The organism is Pseudomonas wuhanensis (assembly GCF_030687395.1).
GTDB lineage: Bacteria > Pseudomonadota > Gammaproteobacteria > Pseudomonadales > Pseudomonadaceae > Aquipseudomonas > Aquipseudomonas wuhanensis.
Map to the genome: position 1 here is coordinate 3185776 of NZ_CP117430.1, position 21814 is coordinate 3207589.

The window sequence follows — 21814 nt, forward strand, 5'->3', positions numbered from 1 at the left end:
GGCACCCATAAAAAACCCCTTGTCGGTTTCCCGACAAGGGGCAGGCCCGGGACTTAGCTGCCTTTGATCGGCACGACCTTGTCAGCCTTCAGTGCTTCAGGTTTTTTTGGCAACGAGATGCTCAGTACGCCTTTGCTGTAACTGGCTTCGATCTTATCGGCATCCACCTCTTTGGGCAGGTTGAACATCCGTTCGAAGGAGCCATAGCTACGTTCGCTAAGATAGTAGCCTTTCTTTTTTTCCTCTTTCTCTTCTTGTTTTTCCCCTTTGATTATCAGGCTGCCATTGGACAGCTTGATCTCAATGTTCTTCTGATCCATGCCGGGTAGTTCGGCAGTGATTTCGAAGCTTTTATCTTTCTCGACGATGTCTACTGCAGGCATGCTCTGACCGATCAATTCCCGACCCCACAAGGGTTCGACATCGAACAGTCCACGGTTGAACAGCGACAATCCTGAGCCAAGACTGAAGTCTTCGAACAGATGGTCGACCTGTTGCCGAAGCTTTTCGAAGGGGCGCATCAGATCATTTGTCTTTGGGCGCAGAGCGGTTTTCGCTTCGGTATGAACGGGTACTTTCTTCACGGAGTTGCTCATTTTCTTTTCTCCTCTTGGCGAATAAGGTGAGCCGAAACATTGGTTTTGCGGCCCACCACGACAAAACAAGAACATCCTCACAAGGCCAATGTTCCGGACCACAACATCCAGCCGGCGATGGCTGCCGCCACCCAGATAATGATCAACAGTCCCGTCTCGGGGCCGTTGAGCGCTTGCCCCTGGCGAGCCTTCAGGGTGCCCAGGTAAATCAACGAGCCGGGGGCGTAGAGCAACGCGCTGAGCAACATGTATTTAGGCCCGGCGGCATACAGCAACCACAGGCAATACAGCGTGGCGACCGAGGCAATGACCATGTCGCGCAGTTGCAGGCCTCGGTGGCCGGCGTAGGTCTGGCCCTGCCAGGTCAGTTTCAATGCGTACAAACCGCTGAACAGGTACGGCAGCAGAATCATCGAAGTGGCCAGGGAAATCAGGGTCAGGTAAGTGGCGCTCGAGTACAGCGTCAGCAGCAGGAACAGCTGTATGCAGCCGTTGGTGATCCACAGCGCATTGGCGGGCACGCCACGGGTGCTCTCCACCGCGAGCGTACCCGGCATGACCTTTTCCTTGGCGGGGGTGAATATCGATTCGGCTGCCAACAGCGTCCAGGCGAGCAGGGCGCCACCGACTGAAATGATCAAGCCGATGCTGATCAACATCGCACCCCACGGCCCGACAACTGCCTCAAGTACCCCCGCCATCGAAGGGTTTTTCAGGGTCGCCAGCTCCGGTTGTCCGAGAATGCCCAGCGATAACAGGGACACCGCAATCAGCAGCAACAGGGTAATGACGAAACCGATAACGGTGGCGCGGCCGACGTTGACGCGTTCGGCCGCACGGGCGGAAAACACGTTGGCACCCTCGATCCCGATGAACACCCAGACGGTCACCAGCATGGTGCTTTTGACCTGATCCAGCGTGCTGCCCAGTGCAGGAGAACCCCAGAAGTCGGCCATGAAGGTTTTACGCTGGAAGGCCGCGATCACCAGCCCGATAAACAGCAGCAAGGGCACGACTTTGGCCAGTGTGGTCAGGGCGTTGGCTTTGGCCGCGGTGCGCATGCCCCGCAGGATCATCCAGTGCAATGACCAGAGCACCACGGACGCCCCGACAATCGCCGCTTTGTTGTTGCCTTCGCCAAACAGCGGGAAGAAAAAACTCAGCGCGGAAAACAGAATCACCATGTAACTGACGTTGCCGACCCAGGCGCTGATCCAATAACCCCAAGCGGAGTTGAAGCCGAGGAACTCACCGCCCAACGCCCGGGCATAGGCAAACACGCCGTTGTCCAGGGTCGGTTGACGGCTGGACAAGGTTTGATAAACCAGTGCCAGCGACAGCATGCCGACGCCGGTGATCAGCCAGCCAATCAGGATGGCGCCGGCACCCGCACTGGCGGCCATGTTTTGCGGCAGGCTGAAAATGCCGCTGCCGATCATCGAGCCGATCACCAGAGCCGTCAGCAGGCTCAGGGACAGGCGTTTAGGCTCCAGTTGTCGCCAGCTACCGGCCAAGGGTTGGGGGGCAGTCGGCGGGAGAATCGGTTGCGTGCCGTGCAGATGAGTCGCCATGTCAGGCCTCCACGAAACGAAAGAATGAGCGCTGACCGCAGATACGGCGGTATGAACGCTGACTCTAAATGTCTACGTGAACGGCCCCTGGCTGTTTGATTTAAATCAGAAAGAAAGCAGACAGCGATTTTGTCCCGCTGCCGCTATTGCGCTAACGCCAGGCGAAGCTTCAATTGATAACGCGCAGCGGACATGCCAGGCATTCGAGACCTAAGCTCTACCCATAACGGCGATGAGTCGCAGGCATTTGTACAACGAGGGCTGCGCAGCGTTTGTTGAGGAACCCACAGCGATGTTCAGTAAGTGGCTGGACCCGGTTTTATTGCTGCTCACCACCCTGACCCTCCTGGCCGGGGGCATTGCGCAGGTGGCTCAAAAGTCTGACTGGGCATCGATTTGCTGGGCCGCTGGCAGTCTGGTGATGGCCCTGGTGCTGCTCGTCGAGATTGTCAGGCGCCTGGCCCGGCGCGAGGCGGGTGTGGACCTGATCGCTCTGCTGTCGATTGCCGCCGCATTATTTTTTCAGCAGACGCTGGTGGCGGCGGTGATTGCCTTGATGCTGGCGTCGGGGCGTATCCTGGAGTTCTTCACCCAACAACGCGCCGAACGCGAACTACGTGCACTGGTCGACCGTGCGCCACGCGTTGCCTGGCTACAGGAGAACGGCAATTTACGGCAGATTCCGGTCGAGCAGATCCAGCCACATCAGACACTGCTTGTGCGCCTGGGGGAGGTGGTGCCGGTCGACGGTCGTTTACTCAGCCCCACGGCGATTCTCGACGAGTCGGCGCTCACCGGCGAGTCATTGCCGGTCACCCGCCGGGAAGGAGAGCTAGTGCCCAGCGGGGTGACCAATGTCGGCGCGCCAGTGCTGCTGACTGCCACTCGAACCGCAGCGCAGAGCACCTACGCCGGGGTAGTGCGCCTGGCTGAAGCCGCACGGCAATCGCGCGCGCCTTTCGTGCGTTTGGCCGACCGTTACGCGTTGTTCTTCATACCGCTGACATTGCTGATTGCCGGCATCGCCTGGTACATGAGTGGCGACTCTTTGCGCGCGCTGGCGGTTCTGGTGGTGGCCACGCCTTGCCCGTTGATCCTGGCCGTGCCGATTTCGATCATGTCAGGTATTTCCAGGGCGGCGCGGCGCGGGATTTTGATCAAGGACGGCGTCACCCTGGAAGCGCTGGCCGAGGTCAAGCAAGTGTTTCTCGACAAGACCGGCACGTTGACCAGCGGTCACGCCCGTCTGCAGTCAATCGAGACCAACGGAGCGCTCGATCCGCGGCGTCTGCTGGGCCTGGCCGCTTCGCTGGCACAGGCCTCGACGCACCCCATCTCCCAGGCCATTGTCGAGGCCGCCTGTCAGCGTGGATTGCCGCTCAGCGTGCCGCAGGCGGTCGAGGAAAGCCCGGGCGCTGGTCTTTGCGGATTGATCGATGGCCTGCGGGTGCGTTTCGGCACGTTGTCCTTTGTTCAAAATGAGTCACCGGTTGGCGACTGGGCCGCCACCATGCTGCGCCGCATGGATTACCTGGCGTGCAGCGGCAGCTTCGTTGAAGTGGAGGGGGCGCTCGCGGGCCTGCTGATTTTCTCGGACAAACTGCGTCGGGAAACCCCGCTGACCCTGCGCCGACTGCGCAACAGAGGCATCGAGCGGATCGTCATGCTCACGGGTGACCGTGTGGAAACCGCCGAGATGATTGCCTTGTCGGCCGGGATCGACGAGTTGCGTGCCGGGTTGAGTCCTGGGGACAAGGTGCGTGCGGTACAGGATGCCTGCCTGCACGCCAGCACGCTGATGGTCGGTGATGGCATCAACGATGCTCCCGCACTGGCGGCAGCGAATGTCGGGGTGGCCATGGGGGCGAGCGGTGCCACGGCGTCCGCGCAAGCAGCGGGTGTGGTGCTGCTGGTGGATCGTCTGGATCGTCTGGTCGAGGCGTTGGACATCGCCCGTCAGACTCGCCACATCGCCCGTCAAGGTGTATTGGCCGGCATGGGCATGTCGGTGCTGGCCATGGGGGTAGCCGCCTTCGGCTACCTGCCGCCGCTGGTTGGTGCCGTGGTGCAGGAGGGCATCGACGTGGTGATCATCTTCAATGCCTTGCGTGCATTGGGGCCTTTGCCAGGTCTGCGCCAACGCAAGCTGGCCGCCGAGCATATCGATCACCTGCAAGACGAACACGACCAGCTCGCTTCGGTACTGAGCGATCTGCACCAACTGGCAAGCGACTTCGCCCAGCGCCCCCTCGAGCAAGCGCAGAGCGACTTGCTGGCGCTGGTAAAAAATCTGCAAGAATCGCTGGTCCGCCATGAACGGGACGACGAAAACACCCTGTACCCACTGTTGACGCAAAGCCTGCCCGGCGAGGACCCCATGTCGGCGATGAGCCACGTCCACCGCGAGATCTTTCGCCTGATCCATTTACTGGCGCGCATGAGCACGGATTTCAGTGCCGACCCGGCGACAGCTTCTGTCGATGAGATACAGCATCAGTTGATCCGCCTGGATACCCTCGTGCGGCTGCACTTCGATCAGGAGGAGGAGCTTTTTCGTTACCTTGATAAGCGCTGAAAAGCCCTGCAGCGTCAGTGGAGGACCGCCGAATGGCAACCTACGACCAGCTGCTTGAGCCCGTGCATGTTCAGCACCTTGACTTCACGGCCGGCTATTTCCACCAATTCCTGTTCCCGCAGATGAGCGATACCCCGGCAGATGGTTTCCAGGCGCAACCCCAGGTAGGAGCCTATTTCGTCGCGCCGCATCTTGAGTATGAATTCGCTGGATGAGTAGCCACGCATGCTCAAGCGCTGCGACAGGTTCAGCAGAAAGGCGGCCAGGCGCTCATCCGAGTTCATGTTGCCCAACATCATCAGCAGATCGTGATCGCGGACGATTTCACGGCTCAGAAACCTGTTCAGGTTGTGTTGCAGTGCCGGCAGCTCCCGGGCGAGTTTTTCCAGCTGAGAAAAATGGATGGGGCAGACTTCACTGTCCTCCAGGGCAAACGCATTACAGGTGTGCTCATCGGCGCTGATGGCGTCCAGGCCGAGCATCTCGCCGGGCAGCTGGAACCCGGTGACCTGCTCGCGGCCATCGAGCGACAGCACACTGGTCTTGAATGAGCCGATACGGATCGCATACAGCAAGCGCAAGGGATCGCCCGCGCGGTAGAGGGGGGCGCCTTTCCTGACCTTGAACCGTTGCAAAATCAGCTTGTCCAGGCGCTCGAGTTCCTGTGTGTTGAGACCAAAAGGCAGGCAAAACTCTAATGCACTGCAATTGGAACAGGCAGCCTTGAGGTGTTGACCCTGAAGCAGGCGGACTTCAGTCATGTCAATGGCGCCCATGGGGGTTATATATAAAGCATAGGTGTTGTGCACTTGGGCACGGATTCCGTTCAGAAGATCGCCGGGAGCAATCGACGAACGGGAAGCCGTTTGGCCCGCCGCAAGTGCTTGGTATCCCGGGGAGTTATAGGTTCCCCGGGCTCATTGATTCAGGCAATGCGTAGATGATCATCGACTTGCCTCACACCCGGTACTGACCAGGCGGCACGTTCGACGATCTGACGTTCACGCCACAAATGAACCTTGCCTTCAAGCTTCACCACATCGCCTTCGACCTTGATGTGAATTGCCTTGGCATCGACTTCGGCGTTGCGTTTGAGGGCTTCTTCGATGCGACGCTGGATATCGTCCACGTTCACCTGCGGACGAAGGACGAGCCGATTGTCCACGCCTACCACTCCCGACAGCTTGCGCACAGCCATCTCGGCGGTTTCTTTCTGGTACTGCCAGTCCACTTCGCCCTCAAGGGTGATCCACCCCTTCTGCACAATGACTTTGATGTCCTGCTCGGGAATGTCGGAGCTCCAGGTGAGGATGTTCAAGGCGCGGGAGGCAATGGCGTCGTCTGCCGTGCCGGCGCTTTTCATCGGCCTGACCTGAATTTCTTCGGCCACGGCGCGTACCCCTTTTATGCTTTTTACCGCGCGTTCCGCGCTGATTTTTTGCGCGTAGCTTTTAACGTGCCCAGTGAGCGTGACGACGCCATTGTCCACGGTTACTCCAATGTTGACGGCATCGATCTCGGGCTGGAACTCAAGCTCGTCCATAATGCTCTGGCGCAGACTCAAGTCGTTCATGGTGATGTCCTCTGTCTGATGCGTTGATGGCAATGGACCGCAAGCCCGGCCCGCTCAGTTTTTTCTACACTTGAACAGCGCAAGGACATTGAGCTAAATCAACAAGGCTTCCAAGAGATGAGCAGAACAGTTGAGTCTGGCAGCCCCCGTATCGCGCCCCCGTACCTTGAAGACGTGGAGACGATTGCCCGTGAGCTGGACACAGACATCGGCGTGGGCTTATCCAGCGCGCAAGCCCAGGCCCGGTTGAACCGTGACGGGCCCAATGAGTTACGGACCCAACCGGTCAAACCCGCCTGGCATTATCTTCTGGCGCAGTTTCGCGATCCGCTGGTGTATCTGCTGTTCGCCGCGGTAGCCATCACTTTGGCCACCTGGTTCCTGATGGATGGCCGCGATTGGCCTGTCGATGCGTTGGTCATCGTGCTGATTGTGCTGGTTAATGCGTTTCTGGGGTTTTTCCAGGAAACCCGTTCACAACGAGCTGTTGCGGCGCTGGCCAAACTGACTCAAACCTCTTCTTCAATCATCCGCGACGGCACCGTGGCGCGTATCCCCAGTCATCACCTGGTGATCGGGGATCTGCTGGTGTTGTCCGAAGGCGACTCGGTAGGCGCCGATGCTCGCCTCATTCAGGCCAATGCCTTGCAGGTAATGGAAGCTTCGTTGACCGGCGAAAGTGAATCAGTTTGCAAAAACACGCTCCGTCTGGACAGCGAAGTGCCCTTGCCAGAGCGCGCCAACATGGTTTTCAAAGGCACGGCTATCGTTCAGGGTTCGGGGCTCGGCATTGTCACGGCGGTCGGCATGGCGACGGAAGTAGGGGCGATAGCGCACCTGATGGATGTCACACCCGAAGAGGTGACACCTTTGCAAAAGGAGGTGCGTGAGATAGGCAAGATGATTGGCCTCGCGGTGCTGGTTATCGCCTCGGTCGTCGTCGCGACCGTGCTGATGCTCACTGATATTCAGGGTGTCGACGATGTATTGCGGGTTCTCCTGCTGGGTGTGTCCCTGGCGGTGGCTGCGGTGCCAGAGGGACTGCCCGCCGTTCTGTCACTGGTGCTCGCGTTCGGCATGCTGCGGATGGCCCGCAACAAAGCCATCATCAAGCGACTGTCTTCAGTGGAGACCTTGGGCTCTGCATCGGTCATCTGCACCGACAAGACCGGCACGTTGACCCGTTCTGAAATGACCATCCAGCAAACCATGACCGCCTCAGGCAAAGGGGTGGTCAGCGGTGTCGGTTACGCCCCGCAGGGGCAGATTCATCATCAGGACGTGCCCCTGAGCGGTGGTCCGGTGTACAGCGAAAACGTGCTGTTATTGCGCGGCGGAAGCTTGGCCGGCAATGCCACGCTTGCACAGCAGGAAGATGGCACCTGGGTGATTCAAGGCGATCCGACGGAAGGCGCCTTTCTGGTGGCGGAGCGCAAGCTGGATGCACCCGCACGCAGCCTGGAGCGCTTCGAGCGCGTGGCTGAAATACCATTTACCTCCGCTCGAAAAATGATGTCGGCCGTGGTCATCGATCATGAACATAACGATGAGCGCTTGCTGATCAGCAAGGGTGCGCCCGATGTGCTGCTTCAACATTGCACACATATTCAAGTCGGCATGGACGTGGTACCTCTCACCGACGATTTGCGTGCAAAAGCCGTGGCTGATGTAAATGAGTTGTCGGGTGAGGCATTACGTACGCTTTCCGTGGCGTACCGTTCTTTGGCGCCTGGCGAGGATGTCACGGCCGGTGAAGCCCTTGAGGCAGCGCTCGTTTTCATCGGTACGGTGGGCATCAGTGATCCACCGCGTGAAGAAGTCGCGCCGGCCATCGCCCAGGCCCATCGTGCTGGTATCCGCATCATTATGATCACTGGCGACCATCCGCGAACGGCCGCCCGCATCGCCGAGGATCTGGGCATCATTCAGGCCGGTGCCGGGGCGTTGACCGGTGCCGATCTGGATAAGCTGGACGATGCGGCACTGGCCGAGGCCGTCAAATCGACATCGGTTTATGCACGCGTGGCGCCCTCGCATAAGCTGCGGATCGTCGATGCGCTTCAGGCCCAGGGGCATGTGGTGGCAATGACCGGGGATGGCGTGAACGATGCTCCGGCACTGAAGTCGGCCGATATCGGCATTGCCATGGGCATCACCGGCACGGAAGTGAGCAAGCAAGCTGGAAAAATGATTCTGGCTGACGATAACTTCGCAACCATCGTGTCGGCTGTTCGTGAAGGGCGCGGGATTCTGGACAATATCCGCAAGTTTCTCCGTTACTTGCTGTCTTCCAACATGGGGGAAGTACTGACGGTCTTTTTTGCTGTCATCGGTGCGGGCGTCATCGGCCTGGTTGATGAACGGGGCGGGATCGTCTTGCCGCTGCTGGCCACCCAGATTCTGTGGATCAATCTGATCACGGATGCGGCGCCTGCCATCGCCATGGGGCTTGATCCGCATGATGAGGGTGTGATGAGGCGTAGCCCGCGCAAGCCCACGGATCGAATCATCGATGCAAACATGTGGCGTGGTGTGCTCCAGGTCGGTCTGGTGATGGCGTTGGCGAGTTTGCTGACGGTCGACTGGATGCTGCCCGATGGTTTGATACCGGGGCATGAATCGCTGGTTCAGGCACGCACTGCCGGTTTTACCGTCCTAGTATTGGCGCAGCTGTTCAATGCGCTGAGTGCTCGCTCAGAGTCGGCCAGTGCATTTATCGGGTTGTTCTCCAATCGGTGGCTCTGGGCGGCAATTGCGCTGGCGCTGACGTTGCAGGTTGCCGTGGTGCACTGGTCGCCACTCAATAAGGCGTTCAGCACGAGCGCATTGACACTGAGCCAGTGGGGGGGCTGTTTTGCCATGGCCAGTGCTGTTTTCTGGTTCAGTGAGCTGCGCAAACTGGTTATGCGTTCGAGGAACCCTGAGCATCATGTTGCTGTTCAGCGCCCGGCAGTACATCCGTAGTGACCGAGCGCTGGCGCAAGTTATGTGGTGGCGGCTGTGCGAAACAGCGCTCTACAGTACTTCAGGTGAAACCACCCAGACACTGCACGGCATCTTGTACAGCAAATGCTCCACCGTGCTGCCCACCAGTCGACCCACGCCTCGGTGGCCGACCCGGCCCATGACAATCACGTCGATGTCGTAGGCATCGGCGTATTGGCTAAGAACCTTGGTCGGGTTGCCCATGATCATGTGCTGTTGCTCTGGCGCAATACCATTGCGCTCGGCCAGTTCGCGGAAGGCATCGGCCTGAGCATCGAATAATGTCTTGGCTTTGCCTGGGGAAAACAGCGCCGAGCTACTGTCGAAATCGAACTCGCCCGCACTGAGGGATGAAAGATCGTGGGCATAGATCACGTCGAGCTGGGCGCTACAGGTGCTCGCCAGTTTTGCGGCCTCGCGCAAAATCCTGTCGTTGAAATCCTTGTACTGAGTGTTGCTATGGAAGGGATCGACCGCGGCGACGATCTTGCGCGGCAGCACCTGCTTCACGTGGCTGACAAAATGCAGCGGCACCGGGCATTCGCGCAGTAAATGGATGTCCAGGGGCGTGAACATTATCCGTGATAGCAGCGACTCGTATTCCAGTGCCTTGATCAGTACCGCCATGGGCTGTTCTTTGAGATGAATGAGGATTTCCTGCAAAGGTCGTTCAACCCAGATCACCTCCGTGGTGACGGGCACCCCGATTTTACGCAAGGGGCGGGCCTGTTCTTCGAGCCATTGCCGATGGCGCTCGACATACCCGAGCCGCATCTGCTCCAGCGCTTGTTCGTTGACCATGCTCGCCGTTGCCAGGCCTTCCAGGTAATCGAAGGCGACGATATGCAGGGCTGCGCCCGCAGCCTTGGCCAGTGCGGCGGCGCGGTCGAACGCGGGGCTGTTTTCCATAAGAGGCGAGACGACCAGCATGAAGCGTGATTGCTCAGACATGACCAAACTCCCGTCAGAACCGTAGAAATTCCAGTGTCCACTGGCCCCCAGTGCTTGCGCAGGAGGCCAGGTTTTATCCTGCCGCCGACCGGGGGAGAGGGATTGATCTTTATCAACTTGGCGAGTGATGCAGCAGGCAGTCCGACGTGTGGTGAGTCGCGCGTCCATCTACAAAATATTGACCATTATCAACCTCCCGTGCGTCATACCGGCGCAGTCTGGGGCTTGTGGCTTACCTGGACGCAATCGCATGAACGACACCTTGGGCCTGGCAGGCGCGGCGGCTGCGCTGGGGATCGGCATGCTCATCGGCCTTGAACGTGAACGGCACAAGGGCCGTGGGGACAGTCGCGCCTGTGCCGGATTGCGCACGTTCGCGATCACCGCGTTGCTGGGTTATGTGGCGATGCAGGTCGGTGGTGGTTTGCTGGTGGGCATCATGGCGATTTCGGTGGCCTTGCTGGCCACCGTGGCTTACTGGCGAAGCCTGGGCACTGACCCTGGGGTCACCAGTGAAGTGGCGTTGTTCACGGTATTGGCCCTGGGGGCTTTGTGTGGCACCGCGCCCGAGTTGGCCATCGCCATTGGCGTGGTGGTGGCGGGGCTGCTGACGTATCGGCAAAAACTGCACCATTTTGCGCGCAGCCAATTGACCGAAGCGGAAATGCGCGACGGTCTGGTGTTGTTGATCGCCGCCCTGGTGGTGTTGCCCTTGGCGCCGGACCGCTTTATCGGCCCGTATGCCGCCATCAATCTGCGCACCATTTGCACCCTGACGGTGTTGCTGATGGCCGTCGGGGCGATAGGGCACATTGCCGTCCGTACCTTGGGTGCCCGTTACGGTTATGTGGTCAGCGCCGTCGCCTCCGGGTTTGCTTCCAGTATCGCGACCATCGCCGCGATGGGGCATCTGGTCGCCAAGGAGCCAGGCAACATCAAAGTCCTGAGCGCGGCAGCGATGCTGTCCAACCTGGCGACCATCATTCAGGTCGGCCTGATCCTGGGAGCGGTCGATCTCGGTCTATTGCGGCACATGTGGGGGCCGTTGTTGTTGGGTGCCGCCGCCACGGCGCTGTATGGCTTGAGCCTGATGTTGCCCAAACCTGCGAGTGGCGCCAATCAGCCGGTCAAGGTCGGCGGTGCGTTCAACCTCAAGCTGGCGTTGGTCATCGCACTGACCATGACCGGCATCACGTTTGTGTCTTCGATGGTACTCAGCCACTTTGGTGAAGTGGGCGTGATGGTCACGACGACGCTCACCGGATTCGCCGATGCACATTCTTCGACGGCGTCCATTGGCGCCCTGGCCAAGGCCGGGCTATTGCCGTTCGACGCCATTGCCGGGCCCACGCTGGTTGCCGTCAGCAGTAACTCCCTGAGCAAATGTCTGGTGGCCTGGGTCAGCGGCGGGCGACGGTTCGCCGCGTATGTCATTCCCGGTCAGGTCTTGCTGACGTTGGCGATGTGGGCGGGCATGTTGCTGCATTAACGTGCATCCGCGCACTGTAGCTGACAAAGATCAAGTCGCCCGATTCTGCTGCGATCACTCTAGGGTTCTACTCACTTCATCGAGATGGCCGCGTGCCGAGGTGTCCCATGTCGCAGACTCAGCGTTTACTGTTGATCGCCCCCCAATCCATGACCCGTACTCCGGCGTTCGACCGGGCCGCCGCATTGGCCCGCGCGATGCAATCACCGCTGCACATCGTGGCATTCGATTACTTGCAGGCCCTGGCCGTCGCCGGCCTGTTTGCCCCCGAGCAGATCGCCCAGGCCCGGGACGGTTATTTGCAAACCCATCGGCAATGGCTTGCCGAGCAGGCCGAATTGATGAAAAACCACGGTGTCGCGGTCACCAGTGAGGTGGTGTGGGTGCAGCACCCTTACGAGGAAATCCTGCACTTCGTCAATGAGATGCCGCTGAGCCTGATCATCAAGGATGCCCAGGAAGAATCGGCGTTGAAGCGGGTGTTTTTCACACCGCTGGATTGGCAGTTGTTGCGCAATTGTCCGGTGCCGGTGCATCTGGTGACCAACGCGCTGAATGCGCGGCCACGCAACGTGCTGGCCATCGTCGATGTGTTGCGCAGCGAAGAGCAGGACCTGGTATTCAATGACCAGATTATCGACGCCGCCACCAAGCTGGCTGAACAGTGTGAGGCGCAGATCGAGTTGGTGCATGTGTATGACTGGACAGCCGTGTATGCCCTGGACATGGGCGTTGGCGCACTCCCGTTGGCCTCCGGTCTTTATGAAGCCATGGGCACGGCGCAACACCAAGCGTTTACGGCGCTGGCCGAACGTCACGGCGTGCCGTCGGAGCGTCGGCATTTTATCGAAGGTGCGCCGTTGCCGAGTATTTGCAAGTTCGCCGAAGACCATCGCATCGATGTCATCGTGATGGGGACCGTGCAGCACTCGGGGTTGAACAAGCTATTGGGGACGACTGCCGAACAGCTCTTGCACCGAGCCCCTTGCAGTGTGCTGGCGATCAAACCCGACAAGCTGTCGCCATCCTGAGCGTTGACTTGCCCCACGGCGGACCGTTGGCCGGTACGTCGCGGGGCAATCGGCTTTTACGACATATACAGACGATGAATGACCTGGCGGCTGTCGTCAGGATCATTGTGTCTATCAAAACCCAAGGCTTTGGCCAGGTCACGCATGGGGGCATTGCTTGCGGCGTCGATCGAATACATCTGAATAAAGCCGTTTCTGCGGGCGGCCTTGATCAGATGTTCCATCAAAATGGTGCCCAGGCCCAGGTGCTGCCATTCATCAGCGACCGTCACCGCGCACTCACACTCATGTTCCGCTGTGGCGGCGTAGCGGCTGACGCCGATTTCGATCAGTTTGCCGTTTTCGTGAACCAGCGCGATGTAGGCCATGCGCTGTTTGTTGTCGGTGTCCATCAACTGATCGAGCATGGCGCCGCCGGGTTCGTTGATCTGCGCGAGAAAGCGCATGTGCCGGGACTCGGGCGACAGGCGTTTGATAAAGGCATATTCAAGATCGCGGTCCTTTTCCAACAGTGGCCTGATCAGCACATGGCGGCCGTCCCTGAGCGCTTCGATCCAGTATTTTCCGGTGACCGAGGCATAGGCGGCCGCGGCCCGATCATTGTGTTCTTTGACTGAGAGCATGGACGGTCCTCCATCCTGTTTGAAAAGCGCAAGCGTGGAAATCAGCCACGCGGTCGATTCCTTTTTACGCTGCTGGCAGCCGTTGAATCTGATCTGGATCAGACACCCGTCACGACGGCGCTCATTGGCGGGTATTTGATGTAAATCAACCTGGGGGAGGGGGCAACGGGCGCAGTCTTGGCCCATGCCGGCGCGTAAGGCCCGGTTTCGAGCGGAGGTGTGAGATGGGTCAATATCAACGTTTGTTGCTGATTGCCGACCGAACCCTGCATCAGTCCCCGGCCTTGCTCCGTGCCGTCGCGCTGGCCAAGGCGAGCGGGGCCGCGCTGGATGTGCGGGCCTTTGTCGATCCGGCACCGATTGTTCACCTGTGGGATGAAAAAATCGATGAGGCAGGGTATCAGCGCTATCTGCGCCATTGTCATCGATGGGTGGCCGACGAGGTCGAGCGGCTCAGCGGGCAGGGTGTGGCAGTGACGGTTGAAGCCATCTTCACCACCCATCCGCTGCTGGATATTTTGAAGACCGTCGAAGACCTCAAGCCCGACCTGCTGATCAAGGACGTCACCCTGGAACCGGCGCTCAAACGGGTGTTCATCACCCCGCTCGATTGTCACCTGCTGCGCGAATGCCCGATCCCCGTGCACTTGGTCAACCAGGTCCGTTACGGGCTGCCGCACCGGGTCGTGGCCGCCGTGGACCCGTTCGATCCGGCAACGCAAATCAGTGGCCTGAACGACACCATCATCCAGACGGCCAACGCACTGGCGCTGCAATGCGACGCACCGCTGCACCTGCTGTACGCCTACGACTTGTCGCCTGCATTCAACGGCGATGCGCCGCTGATCGCCGGGGGCTGGAGTGTGGACTTCGTCGAGGAACTGCGCGAATCCCTGCACCGGGCGTTTATCACCCTGGCGGACCGCTACGGTGTTCCTCCCGAGCGTCGGCACTTTGTCATGGGCCTGCCGGTGCCGGTCATCAGTGAGTTTGTCGAGCAGTACCTGGCGGATGTGGTGGTGATGGGCACGGTGCATCGCGTGGGGATCGACCGCCTGATCGGCAGCAATACCGAGCGGGCGCTGTACTCGGTGCCGGGCAGCATTCTGGCGGTCAGGCAGCCGGGCTAAAGCGTTGGGCGCCAAGCCGATGGCTGGCCGGCCATTATTTGATAAAAATCAGAGCCTCACGGCCAGAGCCCCCCGATACTTGAGCCACAACCTGAAGCTATCCAGATGAGGTGGGTGAGGGTGAAAATTCGACGTTTGCTATTGATTGCCCCGACCGAAATGATCCGCACCCCGGCGTTCGAACGGGCTCGGGCTGTGGCCTGCGCCACCGGTTCAATGCTGCACATTGTCGCTTTCGATCATGTTCAGGCGTTGGCGGTGGCGGGGCTGTTTGACCACGACGCGATGGCCCAGGCGCGGGAAGGTTACTTGCAGGTGCATCGCCACTGGCTGGAGCAGCAAGCCCGGTTTCAACGATGCGAAGGCGTGCAGGTGAGCACTGAGGTGGTGTGGGCCAGACCGACCCTGGCGCATCTGCTGGAGTACGTGAATGATTTCCATGCGGACCTGGTGATCAAGGACACCCACCGCGTATCGGCGCTCGATCGCGCCTTCCATCGGCCCCTGGACTGGCAGTTGCTGCGCGACTGTCCGGCGCCCTTGCACCTGGTCATCGATGCCACAAATCCCAAGCCGTTGAGCATACTCGCGACCATCGATTTGTCTCATCTGGAGGAGCTGACCCAAGGGCTCAATGACCGGATTCTCGACCTGGCCTCGAGCCTGGCCGAACCTTGTGGCGCCACCTTGCACCTGCTCAATGTCAGCGGCTGGTCGGAGCTGGGGGAGGCTGAAGTGAACATACCGACGGCGACACTGGATGGCAGTTTGAGAGACGCGGTCAGCGATGCTCAGCTGGAGGCTTTCGAGGCGCTTGCCGAACGCTACGGAATCGAGAAACAACAGCGCCATCTGCTGCCCGGCACTCCCGCCGAGGTGATTACCCGTTTCGCACAACAACGTGCCTTCGACATGGTGGTGCTGGGAACGACCTACCATCGCGGGATCGATCTATTCATCGGCAGTACGGCAGAAAGTGTGTTGAACCGGTCACCCTGCAGCCTGACGATCGTCAAGCCATTGCCCCGGCTCGACTGAAAATATGACCCCGTGTGGCCTCGGTTGATAAAAATCAACTGCCCATGGGTGTATAGGCGCGATCAATAGCGCTCCATGAGTGCGCAAGGAAACGGCCATGCGAATGACATTTCTCGGTGCTGCGGGCACGGTTACGGGCAGCAAGTACCTGCTGGAACATCGCGACCAGCATGTGCTGATCGATTGCGGCCTGTTCCAGGGCTATAAACAACTGCGCTTGCACAACTGGGACCCGTTCCAGCTGCCGGTTCGCGACCTCGAAGCCATTGTGCTGACCCACGCTCATCTGGACCACAGCGGCTACCTGCCGGTGTTGGTGCGCAACGGTTATCGCGGCCCGGTGTATGCCACGCCAGCCACCTGTGAACTGGTGAAAATCCTGCTGCGCGACAGCGGCCGCTTGCAGGAAGAAGAGGCCGAATTCGCCAATCGCCATGGCTTTTCCAAACACTCTCCGGCCTTGCCGCTGTACACCGAGCAAGACGCTGAGCGGGCATTGAAATTACTGCGGCCGGTGCAGTTGCACCACCGGGTCGATATCGTTCCGGGGATGAGCATTCTGTTGCGCGGTGCCGGGCATATTCTGGGCGCAGCGACGGTGGAAGTCGTTGCCGATGGCGTCACGCTTGTGTTCTCCGGGGATCTGGGGCGGCCGAACGATCCGTTGATGTTTGCCCCGGAGACGATCGAGCAGGCCGATTATCTGCTGGTGGAGTCGACTTACGGTGACCGTCGGCATCCCGACGAATCCCCGGAGGATCAACTGGCCGAAGTCATCACCCGTACCGCGCTGCGCCATGGCATCACACTGGTACCATCGTTCGCGGTCGGTCGCGCGCAGTTGCTGATGTACCACCTGTATCGCTTGCAACAGAAACATGCGATTCCCGACCTGCCGATCTACCTCAACAGCCCCATGGCCACCGACGTCACGCGTTTGTATCAGCGCTTTCGCAGTGAGCACCGGTTATCCCTGGAAGAGTGCGAAGGCATGTGCCATGTCACGCGTTTTGTGCGCTCCACCCGAGATTCCATCGAGCTGGACCAGCAGCGCACACCGGCGGTGATCATCGCCGCCAGCGGCATGGCCACGGGCGGGCGGGTGCTGCACCACCTCAAGGCGCTGGCGCCCAACCCGATCAATACGCTGCTGGTGCCGGGTTTTCAGGCGGGCGGCACCCGCGGCGCACAGATCATCGCAGGCGTTCCATCAGTACGTATCCACGGTAAAGACGTGCCGATCCGCGCCGAAGTGGTGCCGATGCAAACCCTGTCCGCCCACGCCGATGCCGATGAAATCATGGCGTGGTTGCGCGGCTTCAAGCGGCCACCGAAACACACCTATGTGGTGCACGGCGAACCCAACGCTTCGGATGTATTGCGCCGGCGCATCAGCCTGGAGCTAGGCTGGTCGGTCTCGGTGCCGGAGTACCATGACAGCGTGGAGCTGACGGGTTCTCTTTAGTAAGGCAGGCCATTTGTTGCGTTACCTGCAAAATGGTGAATGATCGGAGGAGCTGCGCCAACCACTTCATCAGGCGGTTGTCACTCTTGCTGACCGCTATGGCGTGCCGCCGGAACGCCGGCAGTTCATCGACCTGCCAGCTCCGGTGCTGAGTGAGTTTATCGAGGAGTATCTGGTCGATGTGGTTGTGATGGGTACCGTGCACCGGGTGTGGTTCGACCGCTTGATGGGCAGCAACACGGAACGGGCACTGTACTCGGTGCCGGGAAGCATTCTGGCGATCAAGCAGCCGGGGGAGCTCGTCAGGTGATGAGTACGATCGCCCCTTTTACCTGACCGGTCCTCAGGCTTGCCAACGCCTGATTGGCATCGTCCAGGGCGAAACGGGTGACACATTAGGCGCTATGACGCCAGTTTTGAGCCCGCGCTATCGACACTGCAGTGCATTGCAGACATTGACAGAGATGATGCGAGGCGGGGAGTTGGAAAACCGACGCTTCTGTTGCACTGAATGATCAACGTTTCAGGTCGGATCAGGCGATGAGTATGTGGTTTTCCACATGCATCACCCCCGGGACCGCCCAAGCCGCATGTTCAGCAGCCTTCCTCTCTCGCCACAGATGAACGCAGCCTTCGAGTTTTACCGTCGTTCCCTCCACCGTAACGCGGATGTGGCTGGTATCCAGCTCTGCATTTCGCGCCATCGCATTTTCTATGCGGCGTTTGATATCTTCCAGACTGACCTTGGGTTTGACGATCAACAGATTGTTGATGCCGACGACCCCTGCCAGCTTACACATAGCCCTTTCAGCGTCTTCTTTCTGATATTGCCACTCCACTTCACCTTCAAGCGTGACCCATCCTTGCTGTACCTTGACCTGTATCTGGTCTTCTGGAATGTCGGCATTCCAGCGGATGATGTCCAGGCAGCGGGACGCTATGACGTCATCTGCGACATCAGCATCGCCTGGTATCCGGACTTCGATTTCTTCGGCAACAGCATGTACGCCTTTAACGCGCTTTACCGCGCGTTCGGCAGCGATTTTTTCAGCGTAGGTCCGGACATGTCCGGTGAGGCTGACAACCCCATTTTCTACAGCGACACCTATAGCCGCAGCATCAATGTGGGGTTGAAACTCAAGCTCATCGAGAATATCTCGGCGCAACTTTAAATCGTTCATGATGATCCTCACTCATAGGGCTGACGTTCAAGGCCAGAAAATCAGCCAGTTATGCCAATTCAACCGGTATCCCAAAGTAAAAAGCTGAGTTTTGTCATGGTTTGACTCGAAAGATTAGCTCAGAGCTGGCTTCATCGATTTGGTTCGGTCAGGCTGTGGGCAGCGAGCGTCATGCCTCATTCTTCGTTTGTGGGTTCGACCACCACCTTGACTCGGCTGGCCGGGGTCGAGATTACGGCGGCATTGGCCAGATTGGCGGTTTCGTCCAGTTTGATGCCCAGATACTGCAGGCCCGCACACATCCGGAAGCGAATTGCCGCGTCCGATAGTAGTGATGGACGATCTGCGCGGCGTTGGCAAAAGACGTGATGGCGCGGCTGGTCAGGACAACCGGGCCCATCCTGAAATACTTTGTTACGCGTAATGTATATTATGTTAAATCATGTGTCTGTGCGGAACTTTCTATGCTTGTGCTTGAGGTCACGCGCCACCACTTTCCGATTTTTGCAGACGTTCAGGCTCTTCTCGTTGGACGTCCTTCCTGACTTCGGTCCCTGATGTATGCATGAAAGTTTTGCTCCGTCTGTACAAGAACTCCAGACGGATATACAGATATCGCCTTTGAGGCGTTCAAGCACGCCTCATCGATAAAGACGAGCGTTTAACTAATGCCATTCGTTTGCGGCGGTAACAACCAATGTCGTTCGGTGGTCCATCCGAGAAAAACCTGAGCCCCCTCACTTTTCTGGCGGTTCAGGGTCAACGGGAGCCCGGAAGCTGCCACACGCAACCCCATAATTGCCGGTAGAAATCTCTCCCGGAATGCATTGGGTTGAGCCGCGAAATGAGCTTCGATGCTATCGATTGCGCAATGCCTCTCGGCGTCATCCTGCAAGGATAAATAAAACACCATCTGGCGCCAGGCATAAGCGGTATTTTTGAGCATCACCAAGCTTGAGTGATAGAACTTGATTTTCATCTGCTGCCGCATGCATATCCATTGGAAGCACTCCTGAGCAAGTGCACCCAAGCGATGATGTAGCAGCGCTTTCAAACCGAGATCACCAAATAGAAGCGAAAGGTTTTGCGTCGTCAAAATCTGTTGTTGCTCGATGATCCTGCCGTTGGTTGCTGAATGCCACCCACCCAAGGGTGCATTAGCCCGCTGTGCGCACAGGTTCCCCAATGCATCACTGGTATCCAAGTCACGCTGGAAATAGTTTCTGCTCTTTGATTTCGGCTTATCGGGAAGGATCGCCAGTTGGTTCGTGTCGATGTCGTAATAATGGGCGTAAAGGGTGCCATCTATCAACGAGGCTGCTCGCCTGGCTGCTTCCACGAATTTATTCGAAAAGGTTCCCATGAAAATGTCCGCCGCGACCTCCTCCACAAAAGGAAGATCCAGCTTCGCCGTGACAGCAAGCGAACCAAACTCCTGAAGTAGCTTGTTCGGAAGGATTGCCTGGGGGAAAGCAGCGAGGGTTGTTGCCGAGGATTCGATCAAGGCTTGTCTGGCTCCCTCAACGGCGACAGTGTGTGCCTCTCGTTCACCTTCAACGGCCGCCACCCAAGGCAACTCACTGATTTTGACTTGGCTCTGTAGGTTGAGCAGCAGCAATGAACGGCGTCGCCGAAAAGCACGATACGTTGCGATAGACAACGTGCGCAGTGTCGTATCGCGAAATCCAGCACTGCAGATTTCGGCCGTCATCGCTGGCAGTACTCGCGCCACGGTATCCCCAGATGTGATCAATCCCTTGTCAATCAACTGACTGATGGTTCCCTTTCGACAGCGCTCGAGGCGTCGGCTAACTGCTGGTGGAATGGCGACACCTGTTTTCAGCGAATATGCCTTCGCCTCCTCACTGGTAATCGGTTCCAACAGGGACGAAAAATCAGAGATGCCTTCCGAGCTCGTATAGCTGGTCAGACGCTCAGAAACCGCCTTGGCGATCAGATGATGCTCGGGCGCGGCCACCTGATGGCGCTGTATGGCTCGGCTCTGTAGATGATCTTCGGATTCGGGATGACCATGTTTGCACACGAAATCATTGACGATCCGCCGAATACGTCCGACTTGACGCCCTGTCAGCGAGGCTGGGTCACGGGAGCAGAGCCTTAGCAACGCGTACAACTCCCCTACCCGGCCCCTGAAAGGTTCAACGTTGAGGAGGTCATTGCTACCGGTGGCATCGAACTTACTACTTAGCGCATTCGCCTGCTCAAGCCAGCCTTCAGGATATTGCCGACAAGGCCAATCATCCTGGTACGTTAAGAGGAAGAGCGAGATAGCTGCATCGTAGAAAGGCAACCGAGTCACGACCACATGTTTTAGCACCGCCAGACGCTGCTGCGCAGGGAGTTTTGAAAGCAGCTTTTTGATATCGCCGACATCGAAGATCTGCACTTCCACCGCCGCGAGCGGTAGTCCGTCAGAAGCCATTGGAAAGAAACGCAGTTGCTCAAAAAAAGGGGCGATCGACTCAATCAATCTGCGTGCGTCCTCCGTGCGCTGCTGTCCCAACAGCCAAGCCACGTACAGTAGCGCTGCCTCTTCTGGTACATCGATCCGATAGTCGCTGTTCACCAGTTGCTTTTGCAGTGCTTCGATCCCCTCATCCGTAAGGTGCCAGGTGTTGAGATCAAGTCGTTGAAAACCAGGGCGGATGCCTGGGATTGAGGCGGCCAGCCGCCGCTCGTACTCGGTCAGTGCACCACCGGCCAGATACTGTCCAGTGGCAAAACCACCCGTGACCACCTCCAGTGTGACCCATTCAGGCACATCCACGAGTGGTATACGCGAGCCATACAGCGCGGTGCCCTGCACCATGTGTTCGACCACCTGCTGCCAGCGCTCAATCCGTTCGCGCGCTTTCTCAGTGTCTAGACCCGATGCGGTCAATGCTCGAGATAACTGAAAGACCGCATAACCGGCGTTTATGCCGGCCATAGCATCCGATTCCCTATCGTGCCTGGACATATGTCCTTCTGACCCTGCGATGTAGTGGGGCCGGGGGCTGGATTCGAACCAGCGCCCACCCGGTTAAGAGCCGAGTGTTCTACCGCTGAACTACCCCGGAACAGAGCGCACATTGTCTACTCGCAACGAACGAATGTGAAGATTGAAAACGTTGCCGCTCGTGACGCATATAGAGATTACTCCCGCTCGAAAATATTGGTGTAACTTCCTCCCCCCCCCCGCTGCAATGCCAGAGGCACTGGATTTGCGCAGATAACCACTGTTTGCACCGCTGCGGTCTGAACAGTCGGTCATGAACAAGTTTTGGAGAGCATGCGCTTTGTCTTTCTAATCCAAGCCCTTATTTCAAAAGGACTTATTGGAGCCATGGACATCTGACATAAGTTAAATAATGTGTCTGGATGGAACTTTGCCATAAGCCATCTCCTACACAGCGCTCCGAACTAAATCTGTGGTTTTTTGCGAAGTAAAGATTGGAAATCGAGACCCTGTCCTATAAATGAATAATTAGTTCGCGTATCTCAGCCACCAGAAACAATGCTCTTGTCCAGCTTGGAGGGAGACTGTCTGTGTGTCTTTTCCTGTGTTTGTGCCAATTAGAACCATACCCACCACTCAACATAACC

General features: G+C 58.4%; 16 protein-coding genes and 1 pseudogene. 8 read left to right on the forward strand and 9 right to left on the reverse strand.

The window, feature by feature from the left end:
* Positions 1-53 precede the first annotated feature (53 nt).
* Complete coding sequence (locus PSH88_RS14705) at positions 54-596, reverse strand: Hsp20/alpha crystallin family protein (RefSeq protein WP_305421167.1); 543 nt, start codon at positions 594-596, stop codon at positions 54-56.
* Between the two features lie 77 nt (positions 597-673).
* Positions 674-2167, reverse strand: coding sequence for an arginine-ornithine antiporter (gene arcD / locus PSH88_RS14710; protein ID WP_305421168.1), 1494 nt, complete (start codon positions 2165-2167; stop codon positions 674-676).
* Between the two features lie 292 nt (positions 2168-2459).
* Between arcD and PSH88_RS14715 the strand changes: the two genes are divergently transcribed.
* Positions 2460-4742, forward strand: a complete 2283-nt coding sequence (locus PSH88_RS14715; protein ID WP_305421170.1) for a heavy metal translocating P-type ATPase — start codon at positions 2460-2462, stop codon at positions 4740-4742.
* Positions 4743-4756: 14 nt separating this feature from the next.
* On the opposite strand, the gene fnr is transcribed toward PSH88_RS14715, so the two are convergent.
* On the reverse strand, positions 4757-5503 hold the full coding sequence (gene fnr / locus PSH88_RS14720; protein WP_305421172.1) for a fumarate/nitrate reduction transcriptional regulator Fnr: 747 nt from the start codon (positions 5501-5503) through the stop codon (positions 4757-4759).
* A gap of 164 nt (positions 5504-5667) precedes the next feature.
* A complete protein-coding gene (locus PSH88_RS14725; protein WP_305421174.1) occupies positions 5668-6315 on the reverse strand; it encodes a BON domain-containing protein in 648 nt (215 codons plus the stop codon).
* A gap of 117 nt (positions 6316-6432) precedes the next feature.
* Between PSH88_RS14725 and PSH88_RS14730 the strand changes: the two genes are divergently transcribed.
* The gene (locus PSH88_RS14730) at positions 6433-9279 is read left to right on the forward strand and encodes a cation-translocating P-type ATPase (protein WP_305483561.1); all 2847 of its coding nucleotides are present in this window, start codon (positions 6433-6435) and stop codon (positions 9277-9279) included.
* Between the two features lie 51 nt (positions 9280-9330).
* Here PSH88_RS14730 and PSH88_RS14735 read toward each other — a convergent pair whose 3' ends face one another.
* Positions 9331-10251 carry a universal stress protein gene (locus PSH88_RS14735; protein ID WP_305421177.1) on the reverse strand — a complete coding sequence of 307 codons (921 nt, stop codon included), beginning with the start codon at positions 10249-10251 and terminating at the stop codon, positions 9331-9333.
* Positions 10252-10501: 250 nt separating this feature from the next.
* Between PSH88_RS14735 and PSH88_RS14740 the strand changes: the two genes are divergently transcribed.
* Positions 10502-11740 (forward strand): MgtC/SapB family protein, encoded by a 1239-nt coding sequence (locus PSH88_RS14740; protein WP_305421178.1) that lies wholly within the window; start codon positions 10502-10504, stop codon positions 11738-11740.
* 107 nt (positions 11741-11847) lie between these two features.
* Positions 11848-12771, forward strand: a complete 924-nt coding sequence (locus tag PSH88_RS14745) for a universal stress protein (RefSeq protein WP_305421179.1) — start codon at positions 11848-11850, stop codon at positions 12769-12771.
* A 56-nt stretch (positions 12772-12827) separates the two neighbouring features.
* Here PSH88_RS14745 and PSH88_RS14750 read toward each other — a convergent pair whose 3' ends face one another.
* Positions 12828-13394, reverse strand: coding sequence for a GNAT family N-acetyltransferase (locus tag PSH88_RS14750; RefSeq protein WP_305426998.1), 567 nt, complete (start codon positions 13392-13394; stop codon positions 12828-12830).
* Positions 13395-13618: 224 nt separating this feature from the next.
* On the opposite strand from PSH88_RS14750, the gene PSH88_RS14755 reads away from it, so the two are divergent.
* From PSH88_RS14755 to PSH88_RS14770, 4 genes and pseudogenes are all read left to right on the forward strand, one after another.
* Complete coding sequence (locus PSH88_RS14755; protein WP_305421181.1) at positions 13619-14524, forward strand: universal stress protein; 906 nt, start codon at positions 13619-13621, stop codon at positions 14522-14524.
* A 120-nt stretch (positions 14525-14644) separates the two neighbouring features.
* Positions 14645-15562 carry a universal stress protein gene (locus PSH88_RS14760; protein ID WP_305421182.1) on the forward strand — a complete coding sequence of 306 codons (918 nt, stop codon included), beginning with the start codon at positions 14645-14647 and terminating at the stop codon, positions 15560-15562.
* Between the two features lie 97 nt (positions 15563-15659).
* The gene (locus PSH88_RS14765) at positions 15660-17027 is read left to right on the forward strand and encodes an MBL fold metallo-hydrolase RNA specificity domain-containing protein (protein WP_305421185.1); all 1368 of its coding nucleotides are present in this window, start codon (positions 15660-15662) and stop codon (positions 17025-17027) included.
* Between the two features lie 46 nt (positions 17028-17073).
* Positions 17074-17337: pseudogene (locus tag PSH88_RS14770) on the forward strand (universal stress protein); the annotation flags it as partial.
* A 223-nt stretch (positions 17338-17560) separates the two neighbouring features.
* On the opposite strand, the gene PSH88_RS14775 reads toward PSH88_RS14770, so the two are convergent.
* The 3 genes from PSH88_RS14775 to PSH88_RS14785 form a co-directional block, all read right to left on the reverse strand.
* On the reverse strand, positions 17561-18208 hold the full coding sequence (locus PSH88_RS14775) for a BON domain-containing protein (protein WP_305421187.1): 648 nt from the start codon (positions 18206-18208) through the stop codon (positions 17561-17563).
* A gap of 176 nt (positions 18209-18384) precedes the next feature.
* Entirely contained in the window at positions 18385-18510 is a 126-nt protein-coding gene (locus PSH88_RS14780; RefSeq protein ID WP_305421188.1) for a hypothetical protein, read from the reverse strand.
* A gap of 359 nt (positions 18511-18869) precedes the next feature.
* Positions 18870-21158, reverse strand: coding sequence for a hypothetical protein (locus PSH88_RS14785; protein WP_305421189.1), 2289 nt, complete (start codon positions 21156-21158; stop codon positions 18870-18872).
* Positions 21159-21814 lie beyond the last annotated feature (656 nt).

What these genes read in the sequence shown, in the direction of transcription:
- PSH88_RS14705 (WP_305421167.1), bottom strand. Translation starts at nt 596, where the DNA reads ATGAGCAACTCCGTGAAGAAAGTACCCGTTCATACCGAAGCGAAAACC.
- arcD (WP_305421168.1), bottom strand. Translation starts at nt 2,167, where the DNA reads ATGGCGACTCATCTGCACGGCACGCAACCGATTCTCCCGCCGACTGCC.
- PSH88_RS14715 (WP_305421170.1), top strand. Translation starts at nt 2,460, where the DNA reads ATGTTCAGTAAGTGGCTGGACCCGGTTTTATTGCTGCTCACCACCCTG.
- fnr (WP_305421172.1), bottom strand. Translation starts at nt 5,503, where the DNA reads ATGACTGAAGTCCGCCTGCTTCAGGGTCAACACCTCAAGGCTGCCTGT.
- PSH88_RS14725 (WP_305421174.1), bottom strand. Translation starts at nt 6,315, where the DNA reads ATGAACGACTTGAGTCTGCGCCAGAGCATTATGGACGAGCTTGAGTTC.
- PSH88_RS14730 (WP_305483561.1), top strand. Translation starts at nt 6,433, where the DNA reads ATGAGCAGAACAGTTGAGTCTGGCAGCCCCCGTATCGCGCCCCCGTAC.
- PSH88_RS14735 (WP_305421177.1), bottom strand. Translation starts at nt 10,251, where the DNA reads ATGTCTGAGCAATCACGCTTCATGCTGGTCGTCTCGCCTCTTATGGAA.
- PSH88_RS14740 (WP_305421178.1), top strand. Translation starts at nt 10,502, where the DNA reads ATGAACGACACCTTGGGCCTGGCAGGCGCGGCGGCTGCGCTGGGGATC.
- PSH88_RS14745 (WP_305421179.1), top strand. Translation starts at nt 11,848, where the DNA reads ATGTCGCAGACTCAGCGTTTACTGTTGATCGCCCCCCAATCCATGACC.
- PSH88_RS14750 (WP_305426998.1), bottom strand. Translation starts at nt 13,394, where the DNA reads ATGCTCTCAGTCAAAGAACACAATGATCGGGCCGCGGCCGCCTATGCC.
- PSH88_RS14755 (WP_305421181.1), top strand. Translation starts at nt 13,619, where the DNA reads ATGGGTCAATATCAACGTTTGTTGCTGATTGCCGACCGAACCCTGCAT.
- PSH88_RS14765 (WP_305421185.1), top strand. Translation starts at nt 15,660, where the DNA reads ATGCGAATGACATTTCTCGGTGCTGCGGGCACGGTTACGGGCAGCAAG.
- PSH88_RS14775 (WP_305421187.1), bottom strand. Translation starts at nt 18,208, where the DNA reads ATGAACGATTTAAAGTTGCGCCGAGATATTCTCGATGAGCTTGAGTTT.
- PSH88_RS14780 (WP_305421188.1), bottom strand. Translation starts at nt 18,510, where the DNA reads ATGTGTGCGGGCCTGCAGTATCTGGGCATCAAACTGGACGAAACCGCC.
- PSH88_RS14785 (WP_305421189.1), bottom strand. Translation starts at nt 21,158, where the DNA reads ATGGCCGGCATAAACGCCGGTTATGCGGTCTTTCAGTTATCTCGAGCA.